27 protein-coding genes and 2 tRNA genes are annotated in these 22,271 nt (G+C 45.1%); 6 read left to right on the top strand and 23 right to left on the bottom strand.

The features are described from left to right. The 12 genes from AACP44_RS04155 to AACP44_RS04100 all read right to left on the bottom strand — a co-directional run. On the bottom strand, window positions 1-1,375 hold a 1,375-nt coding region (locus tag AACP44_RS04155), incomplete at its 3' end, for a vWA domain-containing protein (RefSeq protein WP_339339217.1). Window positions 1,376-1,485: 110 nt separating this feature from the next. Continuing rightward, on the bottom strand, window positions 1,486-1,707 hold the full coding sequence (locus AACP44_RS04150) for a hypothetical protein (protein WP_339339216.1): 222 nt from the start codon (window positions 1,705-1,707) through the stop codon (window positions 1,486-1,488). A gap of 125 nt (window positions 1,708-1,832) precedes the next feature. After that, the gene (locus tag AACP44_RS04145; RefSeq protein WP_339339215.1) at window positions 1,833-2,279 is read right to left on the bottom strand and encodes a YcgN family cysteine cluster protein; all 447 of its coding nucleotides are present in this window, start codon (window positions 2,277-2,279) and stop codon (window positions 1,833-1,835) included. Between the two features lie 2 nt (window positions 2,280-2,281). Continuing rightward, window positions 2,282-2,566 carry a YcgL domain-containing protein gene (locus AACP44_RS04140; RefSeq protein ID WP_339339214.1) on the bottom strand — a complete coding sequence of 95 codons (285 nt, stop codon included), beginning with the start codon at window positions 2,564-2,566 and terminating at the stop codon, window positions 2,282-2,284. Between the two features lie 9 nt (window positions 2,567-2,575). Next, a complete protein-coding gene (gene rnd, locus AACP44_RS04135; RefSeq protein WP_339339213.1) occupies window positions 2,576-3,718 on the bottom strand; it encodes a ribonuclease D in 1,143 nt (380 codons plus the stop codon). A gap of 12 nt (window positions 3,719-3,730) precedes the next feature. Continuing rightward, complete coding sequence (gene recR, locus AACP44_RS04130) at window positions 3,731-4,333, bottom strand: recombination mediator RecR (RefSeq protein ID WP_339339212.1); 603 nt, start codon at window positions 4,331-4,333, stop codon at window positions 3,731-3,733. 3 nt (window positions 4,334-4,336) lie between these two features. Beyond that, on the bottom strand, window positions 4,337-4,651 hold the full coding sequence (locus AACP44_RS04125) for a YbaB/EbfC family nucleoid-associated protein (RefSeq protein WP_339339211.1): 315 nt from the start codon (window positions 4,649-4,651) through the stop codon (window positions 4,337-4,339). 45 nt (window positions 4,652-4,696) lie between these two features. Then, window positions 4,697-6,463, bottom strand: coding sequence for a DNA polymerase III subunit gamma/tau (gene dnaX / locus AACP44_RS04120; protein ID WP_339339210.1), 1,767 nt, complete (start codon window positions 6,461-6,463; stop codon window positions 4,697-4,699). An 83-nt stretch (window positions 6,464-6,546) separates the two neighbouring features. Next, window positions 6,547-7,914 (bottom strand): hypothetical protein, encoded by a 1,368-nt coding sequence (locus tag AACP44_RS04115; protein WP_339339209.1) that lies wholly within the window; start codon window positions 7,912-7,914, stop codon window positions 6,547-6,549. Window positions 7,915-8,083: 169 nt separating this feature from the next. Beyond that, the gene (gene queF / locus AACP44_RS04110; RefSeq protein ID WP_339339208.1) at window positions 8,084-8,890 is read right to left on the bottom strand and encodes an NADPH-dependent 7-cyano-7-deazaguanine reductase QueF; all 807 of its coding nucleotides are present in this window, start codon (window positions 8,888-8,890) and stop codon (window positions 8,084-8,086) included. Window positions 8,891-8,908: 18 nt separating this feature from the next. Then, window positions 8,909-9,682: an ABC transporter permease gene (locus AACP44_RS04105; RefSeq protein WP_339339207.1), complete on the bottom strand. Its 774-nt coding sequence runs from the start codon at window positions 9,680-9,682 to the stop codon at window positions 8,909-8,911. A gap of 21 nt (window positions 9,683-9,703) precedes the next feature. Further along, the gene (locus AACP44_RS04100) at window positions 9,704-10,624 is read right to left on the bottom strand and encodes an ABC transporter ATP-binding protein (RefSeq protein ID WP_339339206.1); all 921 of its coding nucleotides are present in this window, start codon (window positions 10,622-10,624) and stop codon (window positions 9,704-9,706) included. A 125-nt stretch (window positions 10,625-10,749) separates the two neighbouring features. On the opposite strand from AACP44_RS04100, the gene AACP44_RS04095 reads away from it, so the two are divergent. The 3 genes from AACP44_RS04095 to AACP44_RS04085 all read left to right on the top strand — a co-directional run bounded on the left by AACP44_RS04095 (window position 10,750) and on the right by AACP44_RS04085 (window position 11,659). Continuing rightward, the gene (locus tag AACP44_RS04095) at window positions 10,750-11,142 is read left to right on the top strand and encodes a PA2817 family protein (RefSeq protein WP_339339205.1); all 393 of its coding nucleotides are present in this window, start codon (window positions 10,750-10,752) and stop codon (window positions 11,140-11,142) included. A 269-nt stretch (window positions 11,143-11,411) separates the two neighbouring features. Further along, window positions 11,412-11,487: transfer RNA gene (locus tag AACP44_RS04090), tRNA-Glu, on the top strand. A 96-nt stretch (window positions 11,488-11,583) separates the two neighbouring features. Continuing rightward, window positions 11,584-11,659: transfer RNA gene (locus AACP44_RS04085), tRNA-Gly, on the top strand. 25 nt (window positions 11,660-11,684) lie between these two features. Here the strand turns inward: AACP44_RS04085 and AACP44_RS04080 are convergent. From AACP44_RS04080 to AACP44_RS04070, 3 genes are read right to left on the bottom strand one after another with little or no spacing between them, the layout of a single operon-like run. Then, window positions 11,685-12,356, bottom strand: a complete 672-nt coding sequence (locus AACP44_RS04080) for a DNA-3-methyladenine glycosylase I (protein WP_339339204.1) — start codon at window positions 12,354-12,356, stop codon at window positions 11,685-11,687. After that, complete coding sequence (msrB, locus tag AACP44_RS04075; protein ID WP_339339203.1) at window positions 12,353-12,751, bottom strand: peptide-methionine (R)-S-oxide reductase MsrB; 399 nt, start codon at window positions 12,749-12,751, stop codon at window positions 12,353-12,355. The genes AACP44_RS04080 and msrB overlap by 4 nt, the downstream gene beginning before the upstream one ends. A gap of 56 nt (window positions 12,752-12,807) precedes the next feature. Then, on the bottom strand, window positions 12,808-13,947 hold the full coding sequence (locus AACP44_RS04070) for an ATP-NAD kinase family protein (RefSeq protein ID WP_339339202.1): 1,140 nt from the start codon (window positions 13,945-13,947) through the stop codon (window positions 12,808-12,810). A gap of 207 nt (window positions 13,948-14,154) precedes the next feature. Between AACP44_RS04070 and AACP44_RS04065 the strand changes: the two genes are divergently transcribed. Continuing rightward, window positions 14,155-14,379 carry a hypothetical protein gene (locus AACP44_RS04065; RefSeq protein ID WP_339339201.1) on the top strand — a complete coding sequence of 75 codons (225 nt, stop codon included), beginning with the start codon at window positions 14,155-14,157 and terminating at the stop codon, window positions 14,377-14,379. Here AACP44_RS04065 and AACP44_RS04060 read toward each other — a convergent pair. The 3 genes from AACP44_RS04060 to AACP44_RS04050 are packed head-to-tail and all read right to left on the bottom strand — an operon-like array spanning window position 14,366 to window position 16,985. Beyond that, window positions 14,366-15,514: a 4-phosphoerythronate dehydrogenase gene (locus AACP44_RS04060; RefSeq protein ID WP_339339200.1), complete on the bottom strand. Its 1,149-nt coding sequence runs from the start codon at window positions 15,512-15,514 to the stop codon at window positions 14,366-14,368. The genes AACP44_RS04065 and AACP44_RS04060 overlap by 14 nt on opposite strands. A 2-nt stretch (window positions 15,515-15,516) precedes the next feature. After that, complete coding sequence (locus tag AACP44_RS04055; protein WP_339339199.1) at window positions 15,517-16,413, bottom strand: 5'-3' exonuclease H3TH domain-containing protein; 897 nt, start codon at window positions 16,411-16,413, stop codon at window positions 15,517-15,519. 2 nt (window positions 16,414-16,415) lie between these two features. Then, window positions 16,416-16,985 carry an elongation factor P hydroxylase gene (locus AACP44_RS04050; protein ID WP_339339198.1) on the bottom strand — a complete coding sequence of 190 codons (570 nt, stop codon included), beginning with the start codon at window positions 16,983-16,985 and terminating at the stop codon, window positions 16,416-16,418. 298 nt (window positions 16,986-17,283) lie between these two features. On the opposite strand from AACP44_RS04050, the gene AACP44_RS04045 reads away from it, so the two are divergent. Then, window positions 17,284-17,985, top strand: a complete 702-nt coding sequence (locus AACP44_RS04045) for a hypothetical protein (protein ID WP_339339197.1) — start codon at window positions 17,284-17,286, stop codon at window positions 17,983-17,985. A 21-nt stretch (window positions 17,986-18,006) separates the two neighbouring features. On the opposite strand, the gene tusA is transcribed toward AACP44_RS04045, so the two are convergent. Both tusA and AACP44_RS04035 read right to left on the bottom strand, forming a co-directional pair. After that, window positions 18,007-18,252, bottom strand: a complete 246-nt coding sequence (gene tusA / locus AACP44_RS04040; protein WP_339339196.1) for a sulfurtransferase TusA — start codon at window positions 18,250-18,252, stop codon at window positions 18,007-18,009. 74 nt (window positions 18,253-18,326) lie between these two features. Beyond that, complete coding sequence (locus AACP44_RS04035; protein WP_339339195.1) at window positions 18,327-18,545, bottom strand: YheU family protein; 219 nt, start codon at window positions 18,543-18,545, stop codon at window positions 18,327-18,329. A 229-nt stretch (window positions 18,546-18,774) separates the two neighbouring features. Between AACP44_RS04035 and AACP44_RS04030 the strand changes: the two genes are divergently transcribed. After that, window positions 18,775-19,293, top strand: a complete 519-nt coding sequence (locus AACP44_RS04030; RefSeq protein WP_339339194.1) for an ACT domain-containing protein — start codon at window positions 18,775-18,777, stop codon at window positions 19,291-19,293. Here AACP44_RS04030 and AACP44_RS04025 read toward each other — a convergent pair. From AACP44_RS04025 to AACP44_RS04015, 3 genes are all read right to left on the bottom strand, one after another. Next, the gene (locus AACP44_RS04025) at window positions 19,290-19,508 is read right to left on the bottom strand and encodes a hypothetical protein (RefSeq protein WP_339339193.1); all 219 of its coding nucleotides are present in this window, start codon (window positions 19,506-19,508) and stop codon (window positions 19,290-19,292) included. The genes AACP44_RS04030 and AACP44_RS04025 overlap by 4 nt on opposite strands. A 64-nt stretch (window positions 19,509-19,572) precedes the next feature. Further along, window positions 19,573-20,439 carry a formyltetrahydrofolate deformylase gene (gene purU / locus AACP44_RS04020; RefSeq protein WP_339339192.1) on the bottom strand — a complete coding sequence of 289 codons (867 nt, stop codon included), beginning with the start codon at window positions 20,437-20,439 and terminating at the stop codon, window positions 19,573-19,575. Between the two features lie 93 nt (window positions 20,440-20,532). Then, entirely contained in the window at window positions 20,533-22,227 is a 1,695-nt protein-coding gene (locus AACP44_RS04015) for a glutamine--tRNA ligase/YqeY domain fusion protein (protein ID WP_339339191.1), read from the bottom strand. Between the last annotated feature and the right edge of the window lie 44 nt (window positions 22,228-22,271).

Here is a 22,271-nt window from a genome sequence, read left to right as displayed (position 1 = left end):
CTGGCTCTGGTTTTGTTTCTGGTTTTGGGTCTGGCTTTGTCTCTTCAATAGGATCGGGCTCTACAACGGTATTGCCATCCTCGATAGTATTGATATCAAGGCTATCGAAAGCTTCTCGCACTACCATAGTTTGCTTATGCTGACGCTGGAAGGTTTTACCTTTGGCCATCACTACTACATCAAAAGTGCCAGCCTGCAGGAAGACATCCAAACTAGAACGAAACAGACCATCTATAGGGCTTGCATCGAGCTCTGACAGGGAGAATTGCCACTGCTGACGATTATCCCTGCGAGTGACCTTAACGCTCATATCGGTCAGATTCAAAAGCTCTGGACGATTGATGACTTCACCCTGCTCGGTCAGGGCCGCCACCACCTCTACGGTGTCATTGACAAAGGCGTTTGTAGCTAGCGGATTTACCCGTAAATTCAAATCACTAATAATGGTAATACGGCTATCAGGCGCCAAATCAGCTTCGATAGACCAAGCACCTGCTTCGGGGTTTTTTACAGTGATCAAATCATAATGATGTTGGCGAAACCAGCTGATATCTGCACTGTGGTTGGCAGCCGTATAACGTTGATTATTCGGAGCAATCAGTGTTGCCATATCCGCGTCCTGCTGGCGAAATAATAAGGCGGTAAATTCATCAATACTTGCATCAACGATAAAACTGTTCTTATCCAGAGGTAACTGCTGTGAGGGTGCAGCGGCGTCAAAGGCTTGTAAAAAAATTCTACTGAGATCCTCGGCTGTTTCGGCTACAGCCGCCAAACCATTGGTTTCGACTGCCAATCGCTCCATCAATTCCTGATCAGCAGATTGTGATAATGCTACGGTATGAATAGTGACACCGGCATCTCGCAAACTGGGCAGTACGGTATCAATTAGACGCTGTCTGGCTTGGCGGCTGTCCTCGACAGATTTTGATATATCTACCACACCATCAGTTAACAAAATCAAATGAACTTGATAACGGGGGTCGAGCTGATCAATATCATCCACCGCGGTGACTAACGCAGTGGGTATATCGGTATAAAGAGCTACCGAGTTAATTTTTTCAACCTGCGAAATAGCGCTTTCACGCCAAGCCTGATCGACATGTTGGCTAACTACCAGATGGTTAACCCATTGACCAAAAGTCCACACACCGGCCTTTGAATCGTCAGGAAAAAGCTGTATCAGTAGTTCCAGAGCCGAGCGGCGCAGATTTTGCGGGTCGTTTTTTTTCATGCTGCCAGAAATATCAATAATCACCCTGACATCAGGTTTTAACTCAGAAGCAGTCAGAGTGAGATGATTGTTGTTTTCAGCTGCACAACAATGCCCGAAAACAAACACAGCGATTAGTAGAGTAAGACGTATGATTGACATACCGATGCAATTCCGGAATTCGATAAAATTATCAATATTAACAGTTATTTATAGCAAGTATTTAATTAAGTACAATAAGTTAAAGGGGTGTTGAAAACACCAGCAAAAGATTATCGTCGCAACCAGTATCTGCGCCAGGCTGCCGCTAATAAGATAAATACCAACATCATCAGCAAGATAGGCCACAGACGTGACAAGGCGGCGTCAAAGCCGTCATTTAAACCCTCCATAATCGCCGCCATAAAAGCCGGCACCCAATGGGGTTGGCCTGACTCTAGTGAAACCGGTGTAATCAGTAAGGCAAATAGCCATAGCTGGGACAGAAGTTTCACCGGTTGACTGTTGATGGTTGCTAACGCGCGCCAAAATAGCAGCTGAGCAACGATAACAGCCAGCCAGTATATAGCCCAAGCGATGTAATAATCACTAGCAGGTTCCATCGTATTAACCCCTTCTATTACTCAACCCAATGGATAATATGCTCTTCCATACCGTCAGGGTGCACATACTCTTCACTTAACGCCCTCCCCTTAATTGATACACCAGCGCGGTGAACACTGTGTGGATCGCCTGAAATCAACGGATGCCAGTCAGCCAACGGTTTATTTTCAGCGACTAATCGATAAGCACAGGTGCTGGGCAACCAAAAAAACTGTTCAACGTCACGAGGGCGCAGCCAGACACAATTAGGCACTAGTTCGTTGCGGCGTTGATATTCCGTACAGCGGCACTGCTCATCCATATAACGACAGACAACTTTGGTGTAATGGACATCACCGGTTTCTTCATCTTGCAGTTTATGCAGACAACACTTGGCACAGCCATCGCAGAGAGACTCCCATTGTTCTGTAGTCATCTCGTGCAAGGCTTTGGTTTCCCAAAATTTAGCCTGCGAATCGCTCATGCTTATAGCTTGCTGTTTTTTTCATGGAGCTTTTGCATCTCTCTATCTGGTTGCGGTGGTAGCTGTAGAAAGAAACCCTGCTCTGCAAGGCTCGCTAGTACCTTTTTAATATCCACGCGCGCCAATTCCCGTTCAGGGGTCAACAACAAGGTCATTGCCTGCTCAGGCTTGCCAAAACGCTTTAGCAGCGCCTCTGGCACGGGCCCCAGATCTTGCTGCTTATCCACATAAAGATACATCCCTTCATGCTTGGAGCTTCGATAAATGGTACAAATCGTTGTTGACATGGTAAAGGGTTAACCGGACTGCTTGGTAAGAATAGCTAATAAATCGTCGCCAATCACTGGCTTACGCCAACCCGACAAGGTGTCGGGCAAGCTATAGTGGCCACTGTCAAAACCCGAGCGCAATAGCGATTCATAATCTTTTTTTCTAGCTAATAACTCGGGCGCCATATTGAGTTGCTCTGCTCGTTTGGCGACATAAGCTTTTAAACGCTTTAACAGGCTACCATTGGCTGGCGGTAATGGTTTTGGTAAAGCCGCTGGCAGCTCGGCACTATCTAGGGCTTGTGCTTGTTTAATCAACGTCAATAATGTTTCACCATCTTTTCGAACAGTTTTCGGGGTAATATCGTTAATATCCGATAATGCACGCAAATTGTCTGGTTGCAAACGAGCGATTTCCAAACAACTTTTATCTTTTATAATTCTTCCCCGCGGCTGATCACGCTCTCGGGCTATATGTTCCCGCCATTCAATCACCTGCTGCAAAACCGCCAATTGGGATGGTGAAAGCTTCCAAGCCGACTTCACTTTTAGATAATGCAAAGCAATAGCGTCGGGAATCTTATAATTATTGACCAATTTGTCACACTCTTCCACAAGCCAAGGCATACGGTTATTGGCGGCCAATGAATCGCAAAGCAAGCGGTACATTTTGAGCAAATAAGCGACATCTAGAACGGCATAGTGAATTTGTGAATGGGTTAACGGTCGCTGTAACCAGTTTGAGCGAGTCTCACCTTTAGCTAATTCGATTTGTAACAGACCTTTGGTCATAGCCTGATAGCCCAAATTAAAACCCAGACCATTCATACCGGCTGCAATTTGGGTGTCAATTAATGGGGTTGGCAACACGCCCAACAAGCGATCAAAAACTTCTAAGTCCTCATTGCAGGCGTGTAACACCTTGGTGATTTGCGGATTAATCATTAACTGTTTAAAGGCGGCAAAATCATCAATAACCAAAGGATCAATCAGAAAGCAGCCGTTGCCATCAGACACTTGAATTAAGGCTGCAATAGGATAAAACGTATTGGTACGAATAAATTCAGTATCTAATGCCAATACCTTAGCCTTGGACCACTGCTCACAATAAGCCGCCAATGCTTGGTTGGTTTCAATATAAACCGGATGATCAATTTGCTGTGAAAACATTACAATCTACAATTATTCGTCAACGGTACGACGTCCGTTAAGTGCATGGGCCAAGGTGCCGGCATCGACATATTCCAGCTCTCCACCGAGCGGAACGCCATGGGCGATTCTTGAAATCTTGATCCCCAGAGCTTTGACTTGATCCGTGATATAAAAAGCAGTCGCCTCGCCTTCTACGGTTGGATTGGTGGCAAGAATAACTTCTTTGATTGCTTCATCCTGTAAACGCTGTAGTAAATGACTCACACCAATTTCAGCAGGACCGATACCGTCGATGGGCGAAAGATGACCCATCAACACAAAATACAAACCGCGATAAATACCTGACTGCTCAAAGGCAAAGACATCCGCCGGGGTTTCTACGACACAGATAATCGATTGATCGCGCTTATCGTTGTCGCATATGGAACAGATACTTTGTTCAGTCAGAGTACGACACTTGCTGCAACGGGAAACACCGCTCATGGCTTTGTCTAATTGCTCGGCCAGTTTAAAGCCACCTTCACGATCACGCTCCAATAAATGAAACGCCATACGCTGGGCAGACTTTGGGCCAACACTGGGCAGGCAACGTAATGCCTCAACAAGTTGATCGATTAGGGGACTAAAGGCCATTACTTAAAAGGGCATTTTAAAATTAGCAAGATCAACACCACCGGCCAGACCCGAGATAGCATCACGACTAGTCTGCTCAACTTTACGCACAGCATCATTGACTGCTGCTGCCAGCAAATCTTCCAGCACTTCTTTATCTTCGGTCATCAGGCTTTGATCAATTGAGACCCTGCGCACATCGTGACGACCGGTCATCACTACCTTAACCAGACCGGCGCCGGACTCTCCATAAACTTCCTTATTGCTCATTTCTTCCTGCGCCTTTTGCATCTGCTCTTGCATTTGCTGCGCCTGCTTCATGATATCGTTAATTTTCATTATTTCCTCGATGCTCTTAATACGGATACTTAACTAATACTGACATTAAACTGGCTGTACAGTGTCTTCGATCAACACCGCAGCAAAATCATCTATTAACGTTTGTACGTTAGGGTCACTTTTTAGATCAGCCAGTGCCTGCTGCTTAAGCTCGGTGATTAAGCGCAGCTTTCTAGCTGCGGGTGTTTCTACTTGTATCGCTTTGACATTGATCGTGAGATTAATCGGTGTATTTAGGGCAACAGACAAATGCTCTTCAATTCTAGCCGTATAACTATCGTTAAATAGCGTGGCGTTAGTTTCATCCAAATCCAGGATAATGTTATCGCCATCAATATGTTGTAAAACACAGTGTGAGGCGATATTTCCGACAACGCCGCCAAAACCTAGGCGTTCAAATAACTGATTCCAAGTTGCCGGGGTTAGCTCTGCACGGCTGACTGCTGTTGCTGGATTGAGCTGATTCGATATGGGTTGTTCACCAGATGTCTCAAGCATGGGGCTTGAGTTTATCTCAGGCTCAATAGCGGCTGGCTGCGACTGTTTTGCCAGCTCTGTCGTTGGTTCAGCACTAGCCTTAGTAATGGTTTCTTCATCCGATCGCTCAACGGCCACCTGAGAGTGAACGATCGGTTCAGGCTTTTTTACCGGCTGTGACGCCTCCACCGACGCGGTAGTGGTTGAAGGCACTGAATTCTGGATTTGACCTTGAGGCAACTGGGCAATACCCGCCGGTATAAAGGCCAGCATCCGTAGCAGTACCATTTCAAAACCACTGCGGGGATCCGGTGCCAATGGCAAATCGCGACGACCGGTTAAGGCCATCTGGTAAAATAGCTGAACTTTCTCAGCCGTTAAACGCCCTGCAAGATCAATCACTTTATCGCCATCACCAAAGCTATTATCGGTCGCCTGCGGCACTGCCTGAGTCATCGCAATACGGTGTAACAGCGTCAACAACTCCTCCAGCGCAGCCCCATAATCCGGCGCATGTTCAGAGAGCTGATTGACTGCCGCTAATACCTGGGCACCATCGGCGGCAGCCAGCGCCTCGACAATATCGTAAACCACCATTTGATCGATGGTTCCCAACATGGCGCGGACATCAGGCTCTGATAATTTACCCGAACCAAACGAAATCGCCTGATCCACCAAGCTCATCGCATCGCGCATACTGCCATCCGCTGAACGGCCTAATAGCCATAGAGCGGGCTCATCAAAACTGACCATCTCCTGCTCTAACACATGCTGTAAGTGACCAACAATTCGCTCGGGAGTCATATTCTTTAAGTTAAACTGCAGGCAGCGGGACAAAATAGTTGCAGGGAGTTTTTGCGGATCTGTTGTAGCTAATAGAAATTTCACATGGGGAGGCGGCTCTTCCAGTGTTTTTAACAGCGCATTAAAACTATGGGTGGAAAGCATATGCACTTCATCGATCAGGTATACCTTATAACGCCCAACGGTAGGCGCATACTGAACGTTTTCCAATAGCTCGCGGGTATCTTCGACCTTGGTACGGGAGGCGGCATCCACCTCAATCAAATCAACAAAGCGCCCTTCATTAATCGAAACACAAGCACTACATTGACCACAGGGCTCAGAGCTCACACCCACTTCACAATTTAGGCATTTGGCCAAAATACGAGCAATCGTGGTTTTACCGACGCCACGCGTCCCGGTAAATAAATAGGCATGATGCAGGCGATTATGATCCAGCGCATTAATCAACGCCTTCAACACATGCTCCTGCCCCACCATTTCACGGAAAGTTTTCGGCCGCCATTTTCGGGCCAGTACCTGATAGCTCATTTAGGGATTATTCCTTGTTAAATCAGGATGTAGGATACACCAGCTCAGTGCTGACATAAACCGCGACAATCTACGCTATAAACTTACTTCATTTTTAGTTTGAGGTAACGCTCCTCAAGCTCAACATGTTGAGTTTGCAGGTGCAGCAATTCTTTGTGCATTTCTTCTAGCCTGGATTTAAGCACTGCGACATTTTCAGCCTCTGCAGCATTATCGCTCATTGATAACAAACGCTGATTAAGGCTGCTATTTTCCTCTTCAAGCGCAGCTATGGTAGCCAGCATTTCTTTACTGCTTTCCGTCAAGTCTTTAATCGTGGTTTCGATGCGCTCTGCTTCCCCATCGGAAATGACACTGTCGGCATTATTATCATCACTATTCAACTGGGCACGTAGCTGGTTATTTTCTTCCATTGTGCGAGTGAGCTCATTTTCAATAAGCTGAATACAGGTTTCAGCTTCTTGCATAAAACGCTGCTGTCGTTCTAACTGGTAAGTCAGATCAATAACAATCTTTTGTGTGTCTTCCGGCGAATTGGACGCTAGTAGCTTTTTCTTCAGCTCTGTTATGACTTTATGCTGATCAACTGCCATATTTTTCAGGCGAATAATTTCTTCTTGATTGGCAATAATGGTTTTACCTGCACCGGAATATCGCAGACCATCTCTCCTGCCGCTGTCGAGCTTAGCCCTTGCCTCAACACCTAAACCCTCTAATTGAATTAAATCGCCGATAACGCTGTAGGCGTTGGCACACTTTTCTAGCAAACTATCGAATTCTTCACCGGCACCTAAGTCCTTACCTATGGCCATTAGCTGTTGATAGTAAGCATCGGCCTGCGCTTTGCTTTGCTCCCATTTACTTTCCATATCGAAAAACAGCTTTTTAAAGCTCTCAAGATTTTCTATACGGCTTTTGTAAATGGCGATCTCTTGCGCTGAAACACTGTTGTCGGCTTCACCAGACTGATGTTCGCCCACGGGATACTTGTGTTGATAAAATTCGATAATCTGCTGTAGTTTGGTCCGCAGCGTATCCCAGCTTGAAGTATCTCCACCACCGGCTTGAAAGGCCTCTTTTTCTGCATTCAAAAAAGCATGGCGCAGTGCCGACACTTGTCGATCCATGGGCGTATCGGGTGCTATATCAAGAACAATATCCCGGTCGGAAATAAGCGATTGGTGATGCTCGCAGGTGTGATTAATTTCTGCTGTCAGATAATCAAGATAAGACCGTGTGCTTATATCCTGTTTTTCAGCCAATTGTTTTAGGGCTTGTTTGGTTTCGTTGCGGGATATGCCGATGGATTGACGCAAACTGATAATTTTTTCTTCCAGTATGGTCACCAGTTTTTTCATCTTGCGTAAATGCAGCAGCAAAAAGATACAGACAATCAGTAGCAGCGCTGCTAACTCAAGCACGATATAAAACATAAGAGTCGATTCTGACATAAACATATTCCGGTACGACAGCTTTGAATAATTACTTATTATTTACACTAAGAAAGCCAGCTAAGTTTCTGAAATTAATAATATTTATTAAAATTTAACTATGGTGCAGTCTGAGTGATTTAGCCATAAATCAGGCAAATTATCATCTAAAAGCCTGAAATACCCAAGATCACTGTCTATTTAATCGAATATTGACCGGCACAACAGCTTTGGTAGAACGTATGGGGTTTATATCCAGCCCACCACGGCGAGTATAGAACGCCCTGACCGAGAGCTGTTCAGGCCGACAGCGCTGGCTTATGTCGTTAAAGATGCGTTCTACGCATTGCTCGTGAAATTCTTGATGCTGACGATAGCCAACCAGATATTGCAGTAAGCCAGCATGATCGATGCTACAGCCGGTGTAGGCTATTTCCACACTGGCCCAATCGGGCTGGGCTGTTACTGGGCATAGGGACCGCAACAAATGACTGTATAAGGTTTCTTCTACCTTCTGCCCTGCACTCTTTAATAGCAGTGGATCAGGGAGATAGTGGCTAATGCTGATATCGATATCATCAAGACATAGGCCCTGTAACCGCGAAAAGGTATTGCCTGCATCCACATCATCAATAAAAACCTCAACCGCGGCACCGACACACGTGGATAAATCTTTGACTATCCGGGCTTGTAGTTCAGCGCGGTCGGTAAAAGCTGTTTGATTGAATGAATTTAAATAAAGCTTAAAAGACTTGGATTCAACAATCGCAGCCGATTCACAGGGAAAACGAAACTCGGCACAGGCTACTTGCGGCTTACCTTTTTTGTTCAACCAAGACAGTTCATAGGCATTCCAAATATCGACGCCGGTAAATGGCAATTGATCAGCGACAATACCCAAGCCATCCCGCGATTGCTGTCTTGGAATCGGGAATAGTAAATCCGGATTATAGCTATCGGTATACTCTACATCGTTGCCCAGTGGAATTTCTGCCATTGCCTTACCTGATTACAATTATTGTCTTAAACTTTCACTGGAATTTAATAGCCTTAAACTAAACAGGTAGGCAACCAGTGTAAATACAGCCACCATAATAAAAGCCCGGCTGATATCAATATCGGTAATACCCAATAATCCATAACGGAAGGCATTAACGATATAAAGTATGGGGTTAGCCTGAGAAACCCCCGCCCAAAAATCTGGTAGCAAATCCATTGAATAAAACACGCCACCTAAATAAATCAGCGGTGTTAAAACAAAGGTAGGAATAATGGAGATATCATCAAAGCTGTTAGCGTAGACCGCATTAATAAAGCCTGCCACTGCAAAGAATACCGAGGTCATCAGCACAATAGATAGGGTAACGGGATAACTATGTATTTGCAGATCAGTAAAAAACATGGCCACCAGCGTTACAATGAAACCAACTCCCAAGCCTCGCGCCACACCGCCGACCACAAAACCGGACAGGATAATATAGTTAGGTGTTGGCGAGACCAGCATCTCTTCGACAAAACGCTGGAATTTAGCGCCATAAAATGATGACACGACATTGGTATAGGAGCTGGTAATAACCGACATCATAATCAAACCAGGTACCACAAATTCAATATAATCCACCCCAGCCATAGTGCCGATACGCTTGCCGATTAAATTACCAAAAATAATAAAATACAAGGTAATGGTAATCACTGGTGGCACCAGTGTTTGTGTCCATATGCGCATAAAACGTTTAATTTCTTTGCGGACTATGGTTAAAAAGGCAATTAACTGTTCTTGAAAACTCATTAAGCTCTTCCGTTGGGCAGCTTAGGCATCGCTGGCATTGACTAAATTGACAAATAACTCTTCAAGGCGATTGGCCTTGTTACGCATACTATTGATTTCGATACCGGCTGCGGTCAACTGATCAAATAAACCATTAACGGTCTGGCTTTTATCGAGCTCAACCTCAAGTGTATGCTCATCGGTCAGCACGACATCAAATCCTGTCAATTTAGGTGGTTCGGTTAATGATGCTTTGGTATCGAGAATAACTACTTCTTTATGCAGCTGGGATAACAGCTGTTTCATACTGGAATTTTCGGCAATGACCCCATGATTAATAATAGCGATATTGCGACACAGACTTTCGGCCTCTTCTAAATAGTGGGTCGTTAAGATAATCGTTGTACCCTGCTGATTAAGCTGTTTTAGAAAAGCCCACATAAACCGACGCATTTCGATATCAACACCGGCAGTGGGTTCATCCAAAATAAGCAGTCGGGGCTCATGGACCAATGCTCTGGCAATCATTAATCGACGCTTCATACCGCCTGAGAGATTTCTCGGTGTATCAAAGCGCTTATCCCATAAACCCAGCGTTTTTAAATATTTCTCCGCTCTTTCAGTAGCCAGCTGTTTTGGAAGGCCATAGTAGCCCGCCTGATTAACCAGAATATCAAAGACTTTTTCAAAATTGGGGAAGTTAAATTCCTGCGGGACAATACCAATTTGCTTTTTGGCAGCTGAGAAATGGGTATCGATATCATAACCAAATACCCTCACCTGCCCTGCGGTTTTTTTGACCAGCGAACAGGTAATGCCAATAGTGGTCGATTTACCAGCACCGTTTGGCCCGAGCAGAGCGAAGAAGTCGCCCTCTTTGACCTCCAGATCAATCCCTTTTAAGGCGTGAAAACCATTGCTGTACATTTTGCTTAGCTGGTTGATGGATAAGGCGGTGGTCATTACTGGCGTTTACTCAAAAGATTGTGTGAAAAAGCAATCATAGCACGGTCTACGCTCTACTGGCTTAATTAGTTCGCTCTGATAAACTACGGGCATTGAGAACTACCGCCGTCGGATAAAATTTAATGAGCAACGCCAGTTATTTCAGCCATCATCACCAGCTGCTAACAGCTTTATACCAGCACTGCGTCAAGCAATTACCCTTTTGTGACGATCGTGCCAGCGAGGTAGATATTGAATTTTTGGAGACCTTAAAAGCGCTCAGCGAAGCGACTAGTTCAAGCGATAGATTCGAGCAGCAAGGGCAGTCGATAATTTGCCGCATTGTCACTCATTACCAACATATTACGCCATCAGTCAATCGTGACTTATTCTGGTTTTTTGGCGGCGAATGTCTGCACTATATGGCTGACGAGGAGCTTACGCTCTACCAACAGCTTGATGAAAAGTTATATGAAGCCGGCAATGAGGCTGTGGATTATACCGCGTTAAAAGCGAGTATTTTTCAGCTCCATTAATTGGTATTGACCGCAAATCTGTTAGATTCCCTGTTGTTATTCCTGTTGCTATTCCTGTTGCTATTCCTGTTGCTATTGTTGTTATCGATGGTGTGAATACCAACAACCCAGTTGTGACTACTCAGGCCGACTATTTTTCTCAGAATTTTATTGAAATCGACCATAAAAACAGCCACTTATAGTAAAAATTCAATTTGGGGGGTTGACGTTTGCAACGAAGGTTCTTATTATGCGCGCCACTTCAACGGAGACCGTCGAAGTAACCCAGCGTCCCCTTCGTCTAGAGGCCTAGGACACCGCCCTTTCACGGCGGTAACAGGGGTTCGAACCCCCTAGGGGACGCCATTTTTACCTTTGCTAACCAACCTTGGTTAGCAGCTTGATAACCTCTACCACGGTCTGTTTTAGGATTCTGGTTATTTAAGTCGGGTAAATCTATGGGCGGGAATAGCTCAGTTGGTAGAGCGGTACCTTGCCAAGGTACAGGTCGCCAGTTCGAACCTGGTTTCCCGCTCCAATTTTCTTTTTTATTCCTCTGTCTGCTAGTAATTCACTGTCATTGATAATAATCGGCTGATTTGACACAAAGGCCTACCGCTCTGCTCTGCCCATTGATTAAACACTGCCTGCACCTGCTTTAGATCTTTTTGGCTGGTAGGTTTTCTATCAACGATACCCTGCGCTTTTAATGCCACCACGATATCTTCGGTTAGCACAAAGGTATCCTTACCCGCCATCCGCAGAAAATAAGCCCCTGAATTACCGCCAAGCTGGGCACCCTCTTTCTTCAACAAAGTCCATAGGCCAACCACATCGCTAGTTGGCCATTGCGCCAACCAATGACCGATACTGTGATGTTTATCGATGATCTCAAGCAGAAAACTGGCGTTATGGCGTATGGATTTGATTTTATTCCAATGGCGAATGATATCGGTATTGCCCATCAGCGCGTCCATTTCTTCATCACTCATCATGGCGACTCGGCGTGGGTTAAATTGGAAAAGCGCTTGCTCAAAGGCAGGCCACTTACTATCCACTAGCGCATGTTTTAAGCCGGCCCTGAAAACGCGCCGGCAAAGCGTTGATAAATAAAAAGCATCATTTTTAGCTCTTAGCTGACTGGCCGTTGCAGGTGTTGGTAATAAAGCTTCCAAAGCTTTGGCACTGCCTAGGCGCTGCAGCACATGTTGATAAATCCAGTCGAAATCTTTCATTCACCAACTCTGTTGAACTTAAGAGAGGCGGAATTGATACAGTAACGCAGACCAGTTGGTTGTGGGCCATCATTAAATACATGCCCCAGATGGGAACCACAGCGTTTGCACATCACCTCGACTCGCACCATACCATGGCTAGTATCGCGATCTTCCAAGATAGCCTGATCGGATAAGGGTTGGTAAAAACTGGGCCAGCCAGAACCCGAATCATATTTTGTGCTTGAATCAAATAATGGTTCACCACAGCAAGTACAGTGATATTGCCCGCTGGCTTTTTCATCATTGTATTGGCCGCTAAAAGCTCTTTCAGTGCCTTTTTGACGACAAATATAAAACTCCTGTTCGGTGAGTTGTTCACGCCATTGCTGTTCGGTTTTCTCAATATCTGTCATGCTTTTCTCTCACTTTCGATCTTGAAGCGCTTGTCCTATAACGGTAATTATTGTTTTTATGGCGACTCAAGTGGCTCAACAAATAAACCTACTGGGTAGATAATCGCATCGTGGTAACCGGTGATAACCTGACGATAGCCAGATAAGGCTCTATCCAGCTCAGCGTCATTGCTGTCAACCTGTAGCGGGCGACCCTGCAGTTCGGTGATTTTGGTTTTGGTGGCTAGAATAATAAGATTATCCAAACCTATGGCACGAATAATACGAGGGCTTAATTGCTGGTTACCTCGCCCGATAATATGCCCTTGTCCTCCGGTGGCGGTAATCAGCACCTTTACCGCTGGCTGGTGCTGTTGGACCAGTTGAAACATCGTGTGCTCGTCTAAATCTGCAGCCACTAGTTGACGATTGAGCACCGCATCGAATCCAAGCAAGGTATTCGCTAAACCCAGCTCTTGGGTCACGGCTCCGGGGGTAGTGCCCGGACCAATAAGATAAAGGCAGTCATCCTCCATCGACTCGATAATATCGGCAGCTATATCTTGCAGTACCAGTTCTTCAACTTCTCTACCTGAAGATTTTACTTGCTGGAGAAAACGGCCTTGTCTCGGTACTAGCAACTCACCATAAAAACGCGAGCTAACCACACCCTGTCGAAAACGCTCTTCATCGATATCCCTGACTTCTGCTAAACCGATATCCACCAGTTGACCAGTAATTAGCAGCTTGACTATTTCACCGGCAGCCTGAGGTGATACGGCATAAACACCCGAGTGCATTTTTACGCCTGCCGGAATACCCAAGACTGGATAGTTTGTACCGACAGCCTCAAAGATATCTCTGGCGGTGCCATCGCCACCGGCGAATAAAATCAGGTCAACCCCCTGTTTTGTTAACGCCTTGGCAGCGGCTATGGTATCAGCCGCACTAGAAGGTGTAGATGCAGCGCCAATGGTTTCAAAAGGCAACCCAACCGCTTGGGCTATATCTGCGCCCATCGCGCCTGCAAAACCAACAACGCTAATCTCACTAGAGGCTGCTATTGCTTGCAATGCCTCTATCGCACGTTGTGGCGCGCGAGGGCTAGCGCCACGGCTGTGGGCTTCAGCCACTATGGCCGCACCATCACTGCCTTTTAGCGCCAGAGGCCCGCCAATACCGGCCAATGGGTTAATAATTAGCCCTAACGTAAACATTGATAAAACCTGTAACTGTAAATAAGCCCATAAATTATTGTGAAATAAGCCAGTTGTCGTGCCAACCACAGCACATATACTGAAATCAAAGCAGATGCACTACTAACCATAAAAACAAAAGTCATCTGCTGTTGCAGCATAGCAGTATAGCTAGAAAAACGACTTGTTGTTGGAAGTCATTAAGACCGACCAGACAGGAGAAAAATCATGGCTTATCCCTATGATAACTTCGAAGAGCAAGACATCATCCACAGTGATCCGCTAGACGACTTACTAATAGATGATCAATTTGTCGATGATGAATTTTACGGCGCTGTGATTGATATGGATGACAACGAACATATCATTACAGAAAAAATGATCCTTGATGCATGCGACGAGCTGGAAAAAGAAATCGACTCTATTTACCGGCCTAAATTTAGCAACAAATAAAGCCTAGCGCGCTAAGACCTGTAATCACTGCATTATCTAACTCGTCTACATTGACGATACGATAACGGGACAGCTCTCTGCGCTCAGGATAGTGTTTTCGTAAGCGATCAAATTCCTCTCCCCGCTGCTGTTGCTGGCAACGTAACAAACTCCCTCGAAAACGCTGATCATCTTGCGCTACATCATAGCAAGATAAAACCGCTTCTCTCATCGCGGCAATCCTATCGCTTTGTTCACTCAGCACGATAGTTAGATTGTCATCAGCTGGCCTAACCTCTAATGACTCTGGTTCAAGCGAGAAAAAACAACAACAAGCCTGATAAATCATTTCCAAACCGATAAGCTTGCCATCATGGCTATAGCCAGCAATATGAGGGGTGGCTAAATCGACACGCTTGAGTAATTCAATATCAAGTTCAGGCTCGCCTTCCCAGACATCTAGCACGGTACAAATATCGTCACGCTCAACGAGTGTTTGTTTTAAAGCGTTATTATCTATAACCGCACCTCTGCCAGCATTAATAATGACAGCGCCAGAATTAATCCGGGCCAAATTATCTTCATTCAATAAATGCAAGCTAGGGTGTGAACCCGTTGTGGTTAACGGGGTATGAAGGCAAATCACATCTGCCGCTAAAACCGTCTCTAGATCACCGAGTATTGGATAACTATTTTGATCGATAAGCGGGTCATAGGCTGTACACTGAATCTCTAAATCGGATAAACGTTGATAAAGGCGACCGCCTACACTACCCATTCCAATAATACCGACGGTACCATCAGCCAGTAATAATTCCAACAAACCATCAAGGCGACAAATGGCACTGATAATATAATCGACCACTGAATTGGCATTACAACCCGGTGCGCTAGCCCACCCTATTTTGTTAGCTTCCAAGTAGTCTATATCCAGATGATCAATACCAATGGTGGCCGTTGCTACAAAACGTACCGGTGTACCGGCCAACAATGACTTATTGACGCGAGTGACTGAGCGAACTAATAAAATATCTGCATGTTGTAATTGTTGAGGGCAGAGATTACGACCATTAACGGTTATCACATCGCCCAGCGTTGAAAATCGCTGTTTGACCTGCGGGATATTTTCGTCGGCAACTATGGTCAAGCGCGGCATGGTTATTTCCACCAATAGCAATGATCCAGCTGGCGCTGAAATCGTTGCATTAAAGCATATTTATCGAGAAAAGAGGCCACTGTATCCTTGGAAGCTGGCTGCCAATCCACAGGGGCTTTAGCAAATTCTGCCACATTATCATCCAGACTGACTAGTGCCTGAGCTATCTCCAGTTGCTCACGATAAGTGTGTAGCTTATCAGCAATACTTTTGGCACCCCGAAGCTCTGATGTTGCCACAGCGGTCAGATCTTTTTGCATATTGGCAAGACTACCGAACCGGCCTAACAAGGCTGCAGCGGTTTTTTTGCCTATCCCCGGCACTCCGGGAATATCATCGATACTATCCCCCACCAACGTCAGAAAGTCGGCCATTTGATGAGGCTCAACCGCATAATGTTTAACAAAATCAGCGGTGTTAATCCGCCTATCGGCGGCATAATCCCATAGCATATCAGCGGGATGCTTAAGGATTTGACCAAGATCTTTATCCCTAGACACAATAGTCACGCTTTCACCGCGCTGCTGAGCTGACTGTGCCAGAGTAGCAATAATATCATCGGCTTCAAAACGCTGGCTGGCAAAAGTCGGTATCCCCATGATCTCTGTCAATGCTTTGCAGGCCTGTAGTTGAAAAGCAAGCGCTTCATCGGGCAGCACTCGACTGGCCTTATAATCCGGATAAATCTCATTGCGAAAGCAGCTACCCAAGCTTTCATCATAGGCAATAGCTATCTTTTCAGGCTTTACCTGTTGTAAAAACTTGAATAAAAACTGGGTATAGCCCGTTAAGGCGTTGACTGAATATCCCTCTGGGCTAAACCAGTCATCTGGCATGGAAAAATAGGCCCGAAAAATATAAATAGACGCGTCAACTAGATAAAGAGGTTGAGTTAGCATGGCTAGTACCCCAAATCCGCCAGTTTAAAGCTGGAGGCTGTAGGTATTGACCCTTGATAAAATCCTGCCAATGCTTGAATTAAGCGTTTGGCTCTCGGCGGAAAACCCTGCTCACAAAACATAATCGCCTGCTGATAAACCGCGGACTTAAACGCCGCAGTATCGGTGATTTCACCACTTAAATTATCAATACTGATTCGAAAGTCCTTTTGACAAACCGCAGAAAATATCCACTCCAATGCCTGTGGCTTAACTTCTACTTTTTCAAATTCAGCCTGCTGTTGCCGATTACGCCCATCGGGTAAATACCAATAGCCATAATCCAGTTGTAGCCGCCGTTGATCACCGGCAATACACCAGTGAGCTATTTCATGTAATGCGCTGGAAAAAAAGCCATGAGCAAAAACGACTTGATGAAAAGGTGTGTCAGCACTAGCTGGCCGATAAACAGGCTCATGCTGACCTCTTACCAAGCGGGTATTCTCACTGATCGAAAAAAGCTGATTAAATAATCGAATCAGATCATCTGCATTGTGAGTGATTAATGTCGACGGTGACGCAAGATTGGACATAATACATTGTCTGGGCGTAGTTAATATTAATTCAGCCGCCGCGGCTAGAAAAATGCCAACTGATTTGGACTGGGGGATAACAATAACAAACCCCGCATCATACAGCAGAACCCACCTGTAAAGAATGCTTTGTCAATGTAAATATGCAGCCTATTTGTCTAGCTAAAAATGACTATAATTAAGACTGTAGCGAATGTAGATCACCATAAAATTAACAGAACTACGGCATGTGTAGCGCTGGTAGCTTTAGACCAGCGTTGCAGATATTTTCATCAGCGATAAAGATGGAGGTGCTTTCATGACCACGCTTACCCCCGCAAACAATAAAAACTGCGACACTAACAATGTTGTCGACCTATTTCCAACCAAAACACCTACTACGTCGAAGCATCGCATTATTCGACTGTCGCCTGAATATGATGGCTTGTGCATGCTTTACTCCAACGCCGGTTGCGAACCGGGCATGTTCTATTCGATGACTATATTATGCTGGGGTCTACGCGATAATGGTGAGGTAGTCGGCATGGTGCCATGGCTAAATAAACTGATGCCCTGTGATCAGTTAAATGATGAAGAACACTGTCAATATTGTGGCTATTATGATGATGCAACTGACTGTATGTTTTCAGAAGCACCCCCTCATAAGGTGCTGGAACTTGAAACTGCAGCGGATTATTTTGCAGCTGAACAAACAAACGAAACAGATATTGCTCAAGAGATACCAGAAACCATGGGTACGCACGCTATGTTAAGCGATGGTAGCGATAATTTTATTCTAACAGAGGTACTTAGTTGGAGACTTTTGCATAACGGCACCATTCAAGGCATGTTAATTGATGAACAAAATATCAGTGTCACACCGGTTTTACCCGGCGACCCCTGTTTGTATCCGGCCGATACTAATCCGACCTTTTGTTATTATTTCCAGCATCATATAGCCAATCAAATTAAGGCCGAAGATCCTGAAATCTTAGCCGCCATTGGTGTGCTGTTTGAGTAATATCAAGGGAAGGTTCTCAAATTAGTCAGGTGATACTGTTTTTTGAATATAGTAATAATATTTTTTATTCAGTTGTTTTTGATTCAACAGAACATGACCAAGAAAGGCGCAAAACTTGGGAACATCTCGCTCGGTAGACGGGTCTGTGGCTATCATCTCGATAACCTCACCGACCGCTATATCCCGTATTTTATTATGTAACATCATCACTGGCTCAGGGCATATTAAGCCACTGGTATCCAGCGTTGAGGCCTCTGAAAAATCCATGCAATACCTTATCAAACTAAAAAGACTCGCGGCTATTGTCCGTCTTTAAGATTATTTAGCAAGGGGCTGATGCGTTAATCTTTGACCAACAAGGTGCAGGTTTCAGAAATCGTATCATAAACTATCATTGCTTTGTTATTTTCAAGTTGCCGCTTAATCTGAACTACTTTTTGGTCAAGGGTATAATCCTGCAAACCATAATCGGTTCCTTCCCGAGTGATAAACTCCTCTATAACTGCCTGCAGGATATCTTCACTTAATTGCTCGACTGGGATTTCAATATAGTCATTCATTATCGGCGATAGATCATGCAGCGGGATACCGTAAAATGGCTGCGCGCGATCTGATTATATGACTCCTGAGTTCTGCTTGTTGTTATAGAACAATTTAATGCCCACCGCTGATTCTCAGTGTTTGTCAGCATTTATGCAATAATATTTCTCGACTGTACGCGCCTGTTGGCTAATCGGTCTATACTGATAAAAATTTCTCGATAATAACCGATATAACGGAGATTAGTCTGTGAGCACTTCGATTGTTTTTACTTTTATTGGCAATGACAAGCCTGGCTTGGTAGAAAAGCTATCCAATACTGTTTCGGAGCAAGGTGGCAACTGGCTAGAAAGCCGAATGAGCCAATTAGCCGGATATTTTGCTGGCATTGCACGCATCCAAATCAGCAATGATAAGGCCGATCAGCTGCGAGCAGCGCTAAATGCACTATCGGGCGAAGATTTATCGATTAATTTAGAAGATCGCGCTATCGATGACAACACCAGCGATTATACCAATATCAAGCTCAGTTTATTGGGCAATGATAGGCCAGGTATTGTTAAGGAGCTTTCCAGTGCTTTGGCCGCTTTGCAGATCAATGTTTGCGAGATGAATACCAATGTCACCAGCGCACCAATGACCGCCGAATCACTATTTGCCGCCTCTGCCGAGATTCAGGCGCCAATAACCCTAGACCTTGCTCAATTAACTGACAGGTTGGACGAGATAGCGAACCAACTGGATGTGGATATCAGATTGGAAAATTAGCGATTCAGCCAACGACGGATGGCAATACGTAAACCAGTAAAGGTCAAGGCGGCAACAATGATTAGACCCACACCTAACAGACTGGCTCCAAGAAACTGCATCATCAACTGGGGTTCTACATCAAATACCAAGATGGCCGAACCGACAAAGGTCAGGGTGGCAAATATCGCCAGAAAAATTGTCCGTAGAGAACGGTTTTTATAGAAATTTAACAAAACATTAACCCGGTAGCGGCAAAGTTGCCATCATAGTGTCAGAGAGGCCTACAGCCTACCCTGCTTAATCAAACACAACCGTTTTATTCTCAAGCACAATCACTCTATCTTCAAGATGATTTCGCAGCGCTCTGGATAGCACACCCTTTTCAACATCTTTACCTAAGCGCACTAGCTCATCTTTATTATGACGGTGATTTACCCTGACCACATCCTGCTCAATAATCGGCCCTTGATCCAAATCTTGCGTCACATAGTGGCTGGTGGCACCAATCAATTTGACACCGCGCTCAAACGCTTTTTGGTAGGGGTTGGCACCTATAAAGGACGGTAAAAAACTATGATGAATATTAATCAAGCGGCCAGCAAACCGCTCACAGAGTGAAGGTGGGATAATCTGCATATAACGCGCTAACACGATAGTATCGGCATCATAGCGCTGAATAATATCTTCCATTTCGGCAAAGGCTGATGCCTTGTTATTTTTATCTACGGGTACATAGTGAAAAGGGATACCGTGCCACTCAACCATACTGCGTAAATTTTCGTGGTTAGAAATCACACAGGGAATATCGCAATCTAACTCACCGCTATGCCAGCGATGCAATAAATCCGCCAAACAATGGGAAGCGTGACTGGCTAGCAACAGTACTTTTTGTTTAACCAGTGAGTCGCGGATATACCACTTCATTTTAAATTCGGCTGCAATTGATTCAAACCGTTGGCGGAAGGTATCTAGATCACAAGTCAGCGTGTCTGCATTAATCACACAGCGAATAAAAAACCAGTTGCTATCGATATCGGTATGGTTATTGGCTTCCAGCAGGGAGCCACCCTGCTCGGCGATAAACTGGGTCACTCTGGCGACTATACCAACCTGATCGGGACAAGAGATTATTAGACGATAAGTAGCTGCCGATAAATCACTCATAACAACGCTGGATACCCCATATAATTAATTTAATCAGAACCATACAGTATCCTAACAGAAACATTGAGGCGATAACTTTTTAGTTATACGCAATCACTTGCTAGCTCTCAACCCTATGGTCATATTGAAAACCGGTCGATCTGAATGATGATCATAGCGATCGGCAACAAAGTAACCTTCTCTCTCAAACTGAAAAGCCGCTTCTGGCTCAACATCAGCCAGTGCGGGTTCAACCCAGCAGTTTTCTAATACCGACAGCGAATCAGGATTGACATATTCAATAAAATCTTGATCACCGCTATCAGGTGCTTCATTAATAAAAAGACGCTCGTACTTACGAACTGTTGCCTGCCTACCCTGGGTAGCAGAAACCCAGTGGATAACGCCACGCGGCTTAATGCCCTCTGGCGGACTTTCACCGACAGTATTAGGCACTAACGAGGCAATAATAGTTTGTATAGCACCTTGCGCATCTTTAATAACCTGATCGGCCTTAATCACATAGGCACTGCGCAAACGAACATACTCACCATAAACCAGTCGTTTGAATTTTTTACGACCCAAGGTGGTATCTTCACTAAAATCCGCACGATCAATATATAGCTCTTTGGTAAAAGGCAAATCTCTACCACCCAATTGCTCTTTGGCTGGATGAATCGGCGATGTAACCATTTGCATATCACCCTCGATATGCTGTTCAAAGTTGCTGATAATTAACTTAACTGGATTCAATACGCACATAGCTCTGGGCGCATTGTCATTTAAATCTTCGCGAATATAAAACTCAAGCTGCGCCATATCGACAATACCATCGGTTTTGGCTACTGCCAGACTCTGACAGAAGTTACGGATCGCAGCCGAACTATAACCACGGCGACGCATACCCGAAATGGTCGGCATTCTTGGATCATCCCAACCATTGACCACTTTATCATCAACCAATTGTTTGAGTTTGCGCTTGGAGGTGACAGTATAATTAATATTCAGACGACCAAACTCATATTGCCGAGGGGTTGCTGGCACGGGCAAATGCTCAAGCAGCCATTCATATAACGGCCTATGATCGGCAAATTCCAGCGTGCATATCGAATGACTAACGCCTTCTATGGCATCTTCCTGCCCATGAGCAAAATCGTAGGAGGGATAGATACACCACTTATCACCAGTTTGGTGATGGAATTCTTTACGGATACGGTAAAGAATGGGGTCTCGCAAATTCATATTGGAGGAGGCCATATCGATTTTGGCTCGCAGCACACAATCACCCTCTTCAAAATCGCCGGCGCGCATTTTTTCAAATAATGCTAGGTTTTCATCAGGGCCACGGTCGCGAAATGGGCTATCTTTACCCGGCGCCGTTGCCCAGCCACGATATTCACTAGCCTGCTCGGCCGTTAAATCACACACATAGGCATGACCTGTTTTTATAAGGTGAAGCGCCCAGTCATAAAACTGATCGAAATAATTAGAGGCATAGCGCACATCACCCGCCCACTGAAAGCCTAACCAGCGTACGTCCTCCTTGATAGCATCGACATACTCCTGATCCTCTTTGGCCGGATTGGTATCGTCAAAACGCAGATGACAGTCACCGCCAAAGGTTTCAGCCAGCCCAAAATTGACACAGATCGATTTGGCATGACCGATATGCAAATAACCATTGGGTTCAGGCGGGAAACGGGTAATCACCTTTCCAATTCGTCCTTCGGCCAAGTCTTGCTTGATAATAGCTTCAATAAAATTATCTGACTTGGTGCTATCAGCGCCGTTTTCTTCAACCTTACTCATGAATCGCTTGTTTCCGCAGTAGTTTTGCAGCCATATTTTGTAGC

Source organism: uncultured Oceanicoccus sp. (assembly GCF_963968385.1).
Lineage (GTDB): Bacteria > Pseudomonadota > Gammaproteobacteria > Pseudomonadales > Dasaniaceae > Oceanicoccus.
This window is presented reverse-complemented; position numbering and strand designations above follow the sequence as displayed.

Coding starts and splice junctions, on each gene's coding strand:
- queF (WP_339339208.1), bottom strand. CDS start 8,890: ATGGCAGAAATTCCACTGGGCAACGATGTAGAGTATACCGATAGCTAT.
- AACP44_RS04100 (WP_339339206.1), bottom strand. CDS start 10,624: ATGACCACCGCCTTATCCATCAACCAGCTAAGCAAAATGTACAGCAAT.
- AACP44_RS04055 (WP_339339199.1), bottom strand. CDS start 16,413: ATGCTAACTCAACCTCTTTATCTAGTTGACGCGTCTATTTATATTTTT.
- AACP44_RS04060 (WP_339339200.1), bottom strand. CDS start 15,514: ATGCCGCGCTTGACCATAGTTGCCGACGAAAATATCCCGCAGGTCAAA.
- AACP44_RS04115 (WP_339339209.1), bottom strand. CDS start 7,914: ATGTCAGAATCGACTCTTATGTTTTATATCGTGCTTGAGTTAGCAGCG.
- AACP44_RS04125 (WP_339339211.1), bottom strand. CDS start 4,651: ATGAAAATTAACGATATCATGAAGCAGGCGCAGCAAATGCAAGAGCAG.
- recR (WP_339339212.1), bottom strand. CDS start 4,333: ATGGCCTTTAGTCCCCTAATCGATCAACTTGTTGAGGCATTACGTTGC.
- AACP44_RS04065 (WP_339339201.1), top strand. CDS start 14,155: ATGGCTTATCCCTATGATAACTTCGAAGAGCAAGACATCATCCACAGT.
- AACP44_RS04045 (WP_339339197.1), top strand. CDS start 17,284: ATGACCACGCTTACCCCCGCAAACAATAAAAACTGCGACACTAACAAT.
- purU (WP_339339192.1), bottom strand. CDS start 20,439: ATGAGTGATTTATCGGCAGCTACTTATCGTCTAATAATCTCTTGTCCC.
- AACP44_RS04070 (WP_339339202.1), bottom strand. CDS start 13,947: ATGTTTACGTTAGGGCTAATTATTAACCCATTGGCCGGTATTGGCGGG.
- AACP44_RS04105 (WP_339339207.1), bottom strand. CDS start 9,682: ATGAGTTTTCAAGAACAGTTAATTGCCTTTTTAACCATAGTCCGCAAA.
- rnd (WP_339339213.1), bottom strand. CDS start 3,718: ATGTTTTCACAGCAAATTGATCATCCGGTTTATATTGAAACCAACCAA.
- AACP44_RS04095 (WP_339339205.1), top strand. CDS start 10,750: ATGAGCAACGCCAGTTATTTCAGCCATCATCACCAGCTGCTAACAGCT.
- tusA (WP_339339196.1), bottom strand. CDS start 18,252: ATGGATTTTTCAGAGGCCTCAACGCTGGATACCAGTGGCTTAATATGC.
- AACP44_RS04050 (WP_339339198.1), bottom strand. CDS start 16,985: ATGTCCAATCTTGCGTCACCGTCGACATTAATCACTCACAATGCAGAT.
- AACP44_RS04140 (WP_339339214.1), bottom strand. CDS start 2,566: ATGTCAACAACGATTTGTACCATTTATCGAAGCTCCAAGCATGAAGGG.
- AACP44_RS04035 (WP_339339195.1), bottom strand. CDS start 18,545: ATGAATGACTATATTGAAATCCCAGTCGAGCAATTAAGTGAAGATATC.
- dnaX (WP_339339210.1), bottom strand. CDS start 6,463: ATGAGCTATCAGGTACTGGCCCGAAAATGGCGGCCGAAAACTTTCCGT.
- AACP44_RS04145 (WP_339339215.1), bottom strand. CDS start 2,279: ATGAGCGATTCGCAGGCTAAATTTTGGGAAACCAAAGCCTTGCACGAG.
- msrB (WP_339339203.1), bottom strand. CDS start 12,751: ATGACAGATATTGAGAAAACCGAACAGCAATGGCGTGAACAACTCACC.
- AACP44_RS04080 (WP_339339204.1), bottom strand. CDS start 12,356: ATGAAAGATTTCGACTGGATTTATCAACATGTGCTGCAGCGCCTAGGC.
- AACP44_RS04015 (WP_339339191.1), bottom strand. CDS start 22,227: ATGAGTAAGGTTGAAGAAAACGGCGCTGATAGCACCAAGTCAGATAAT.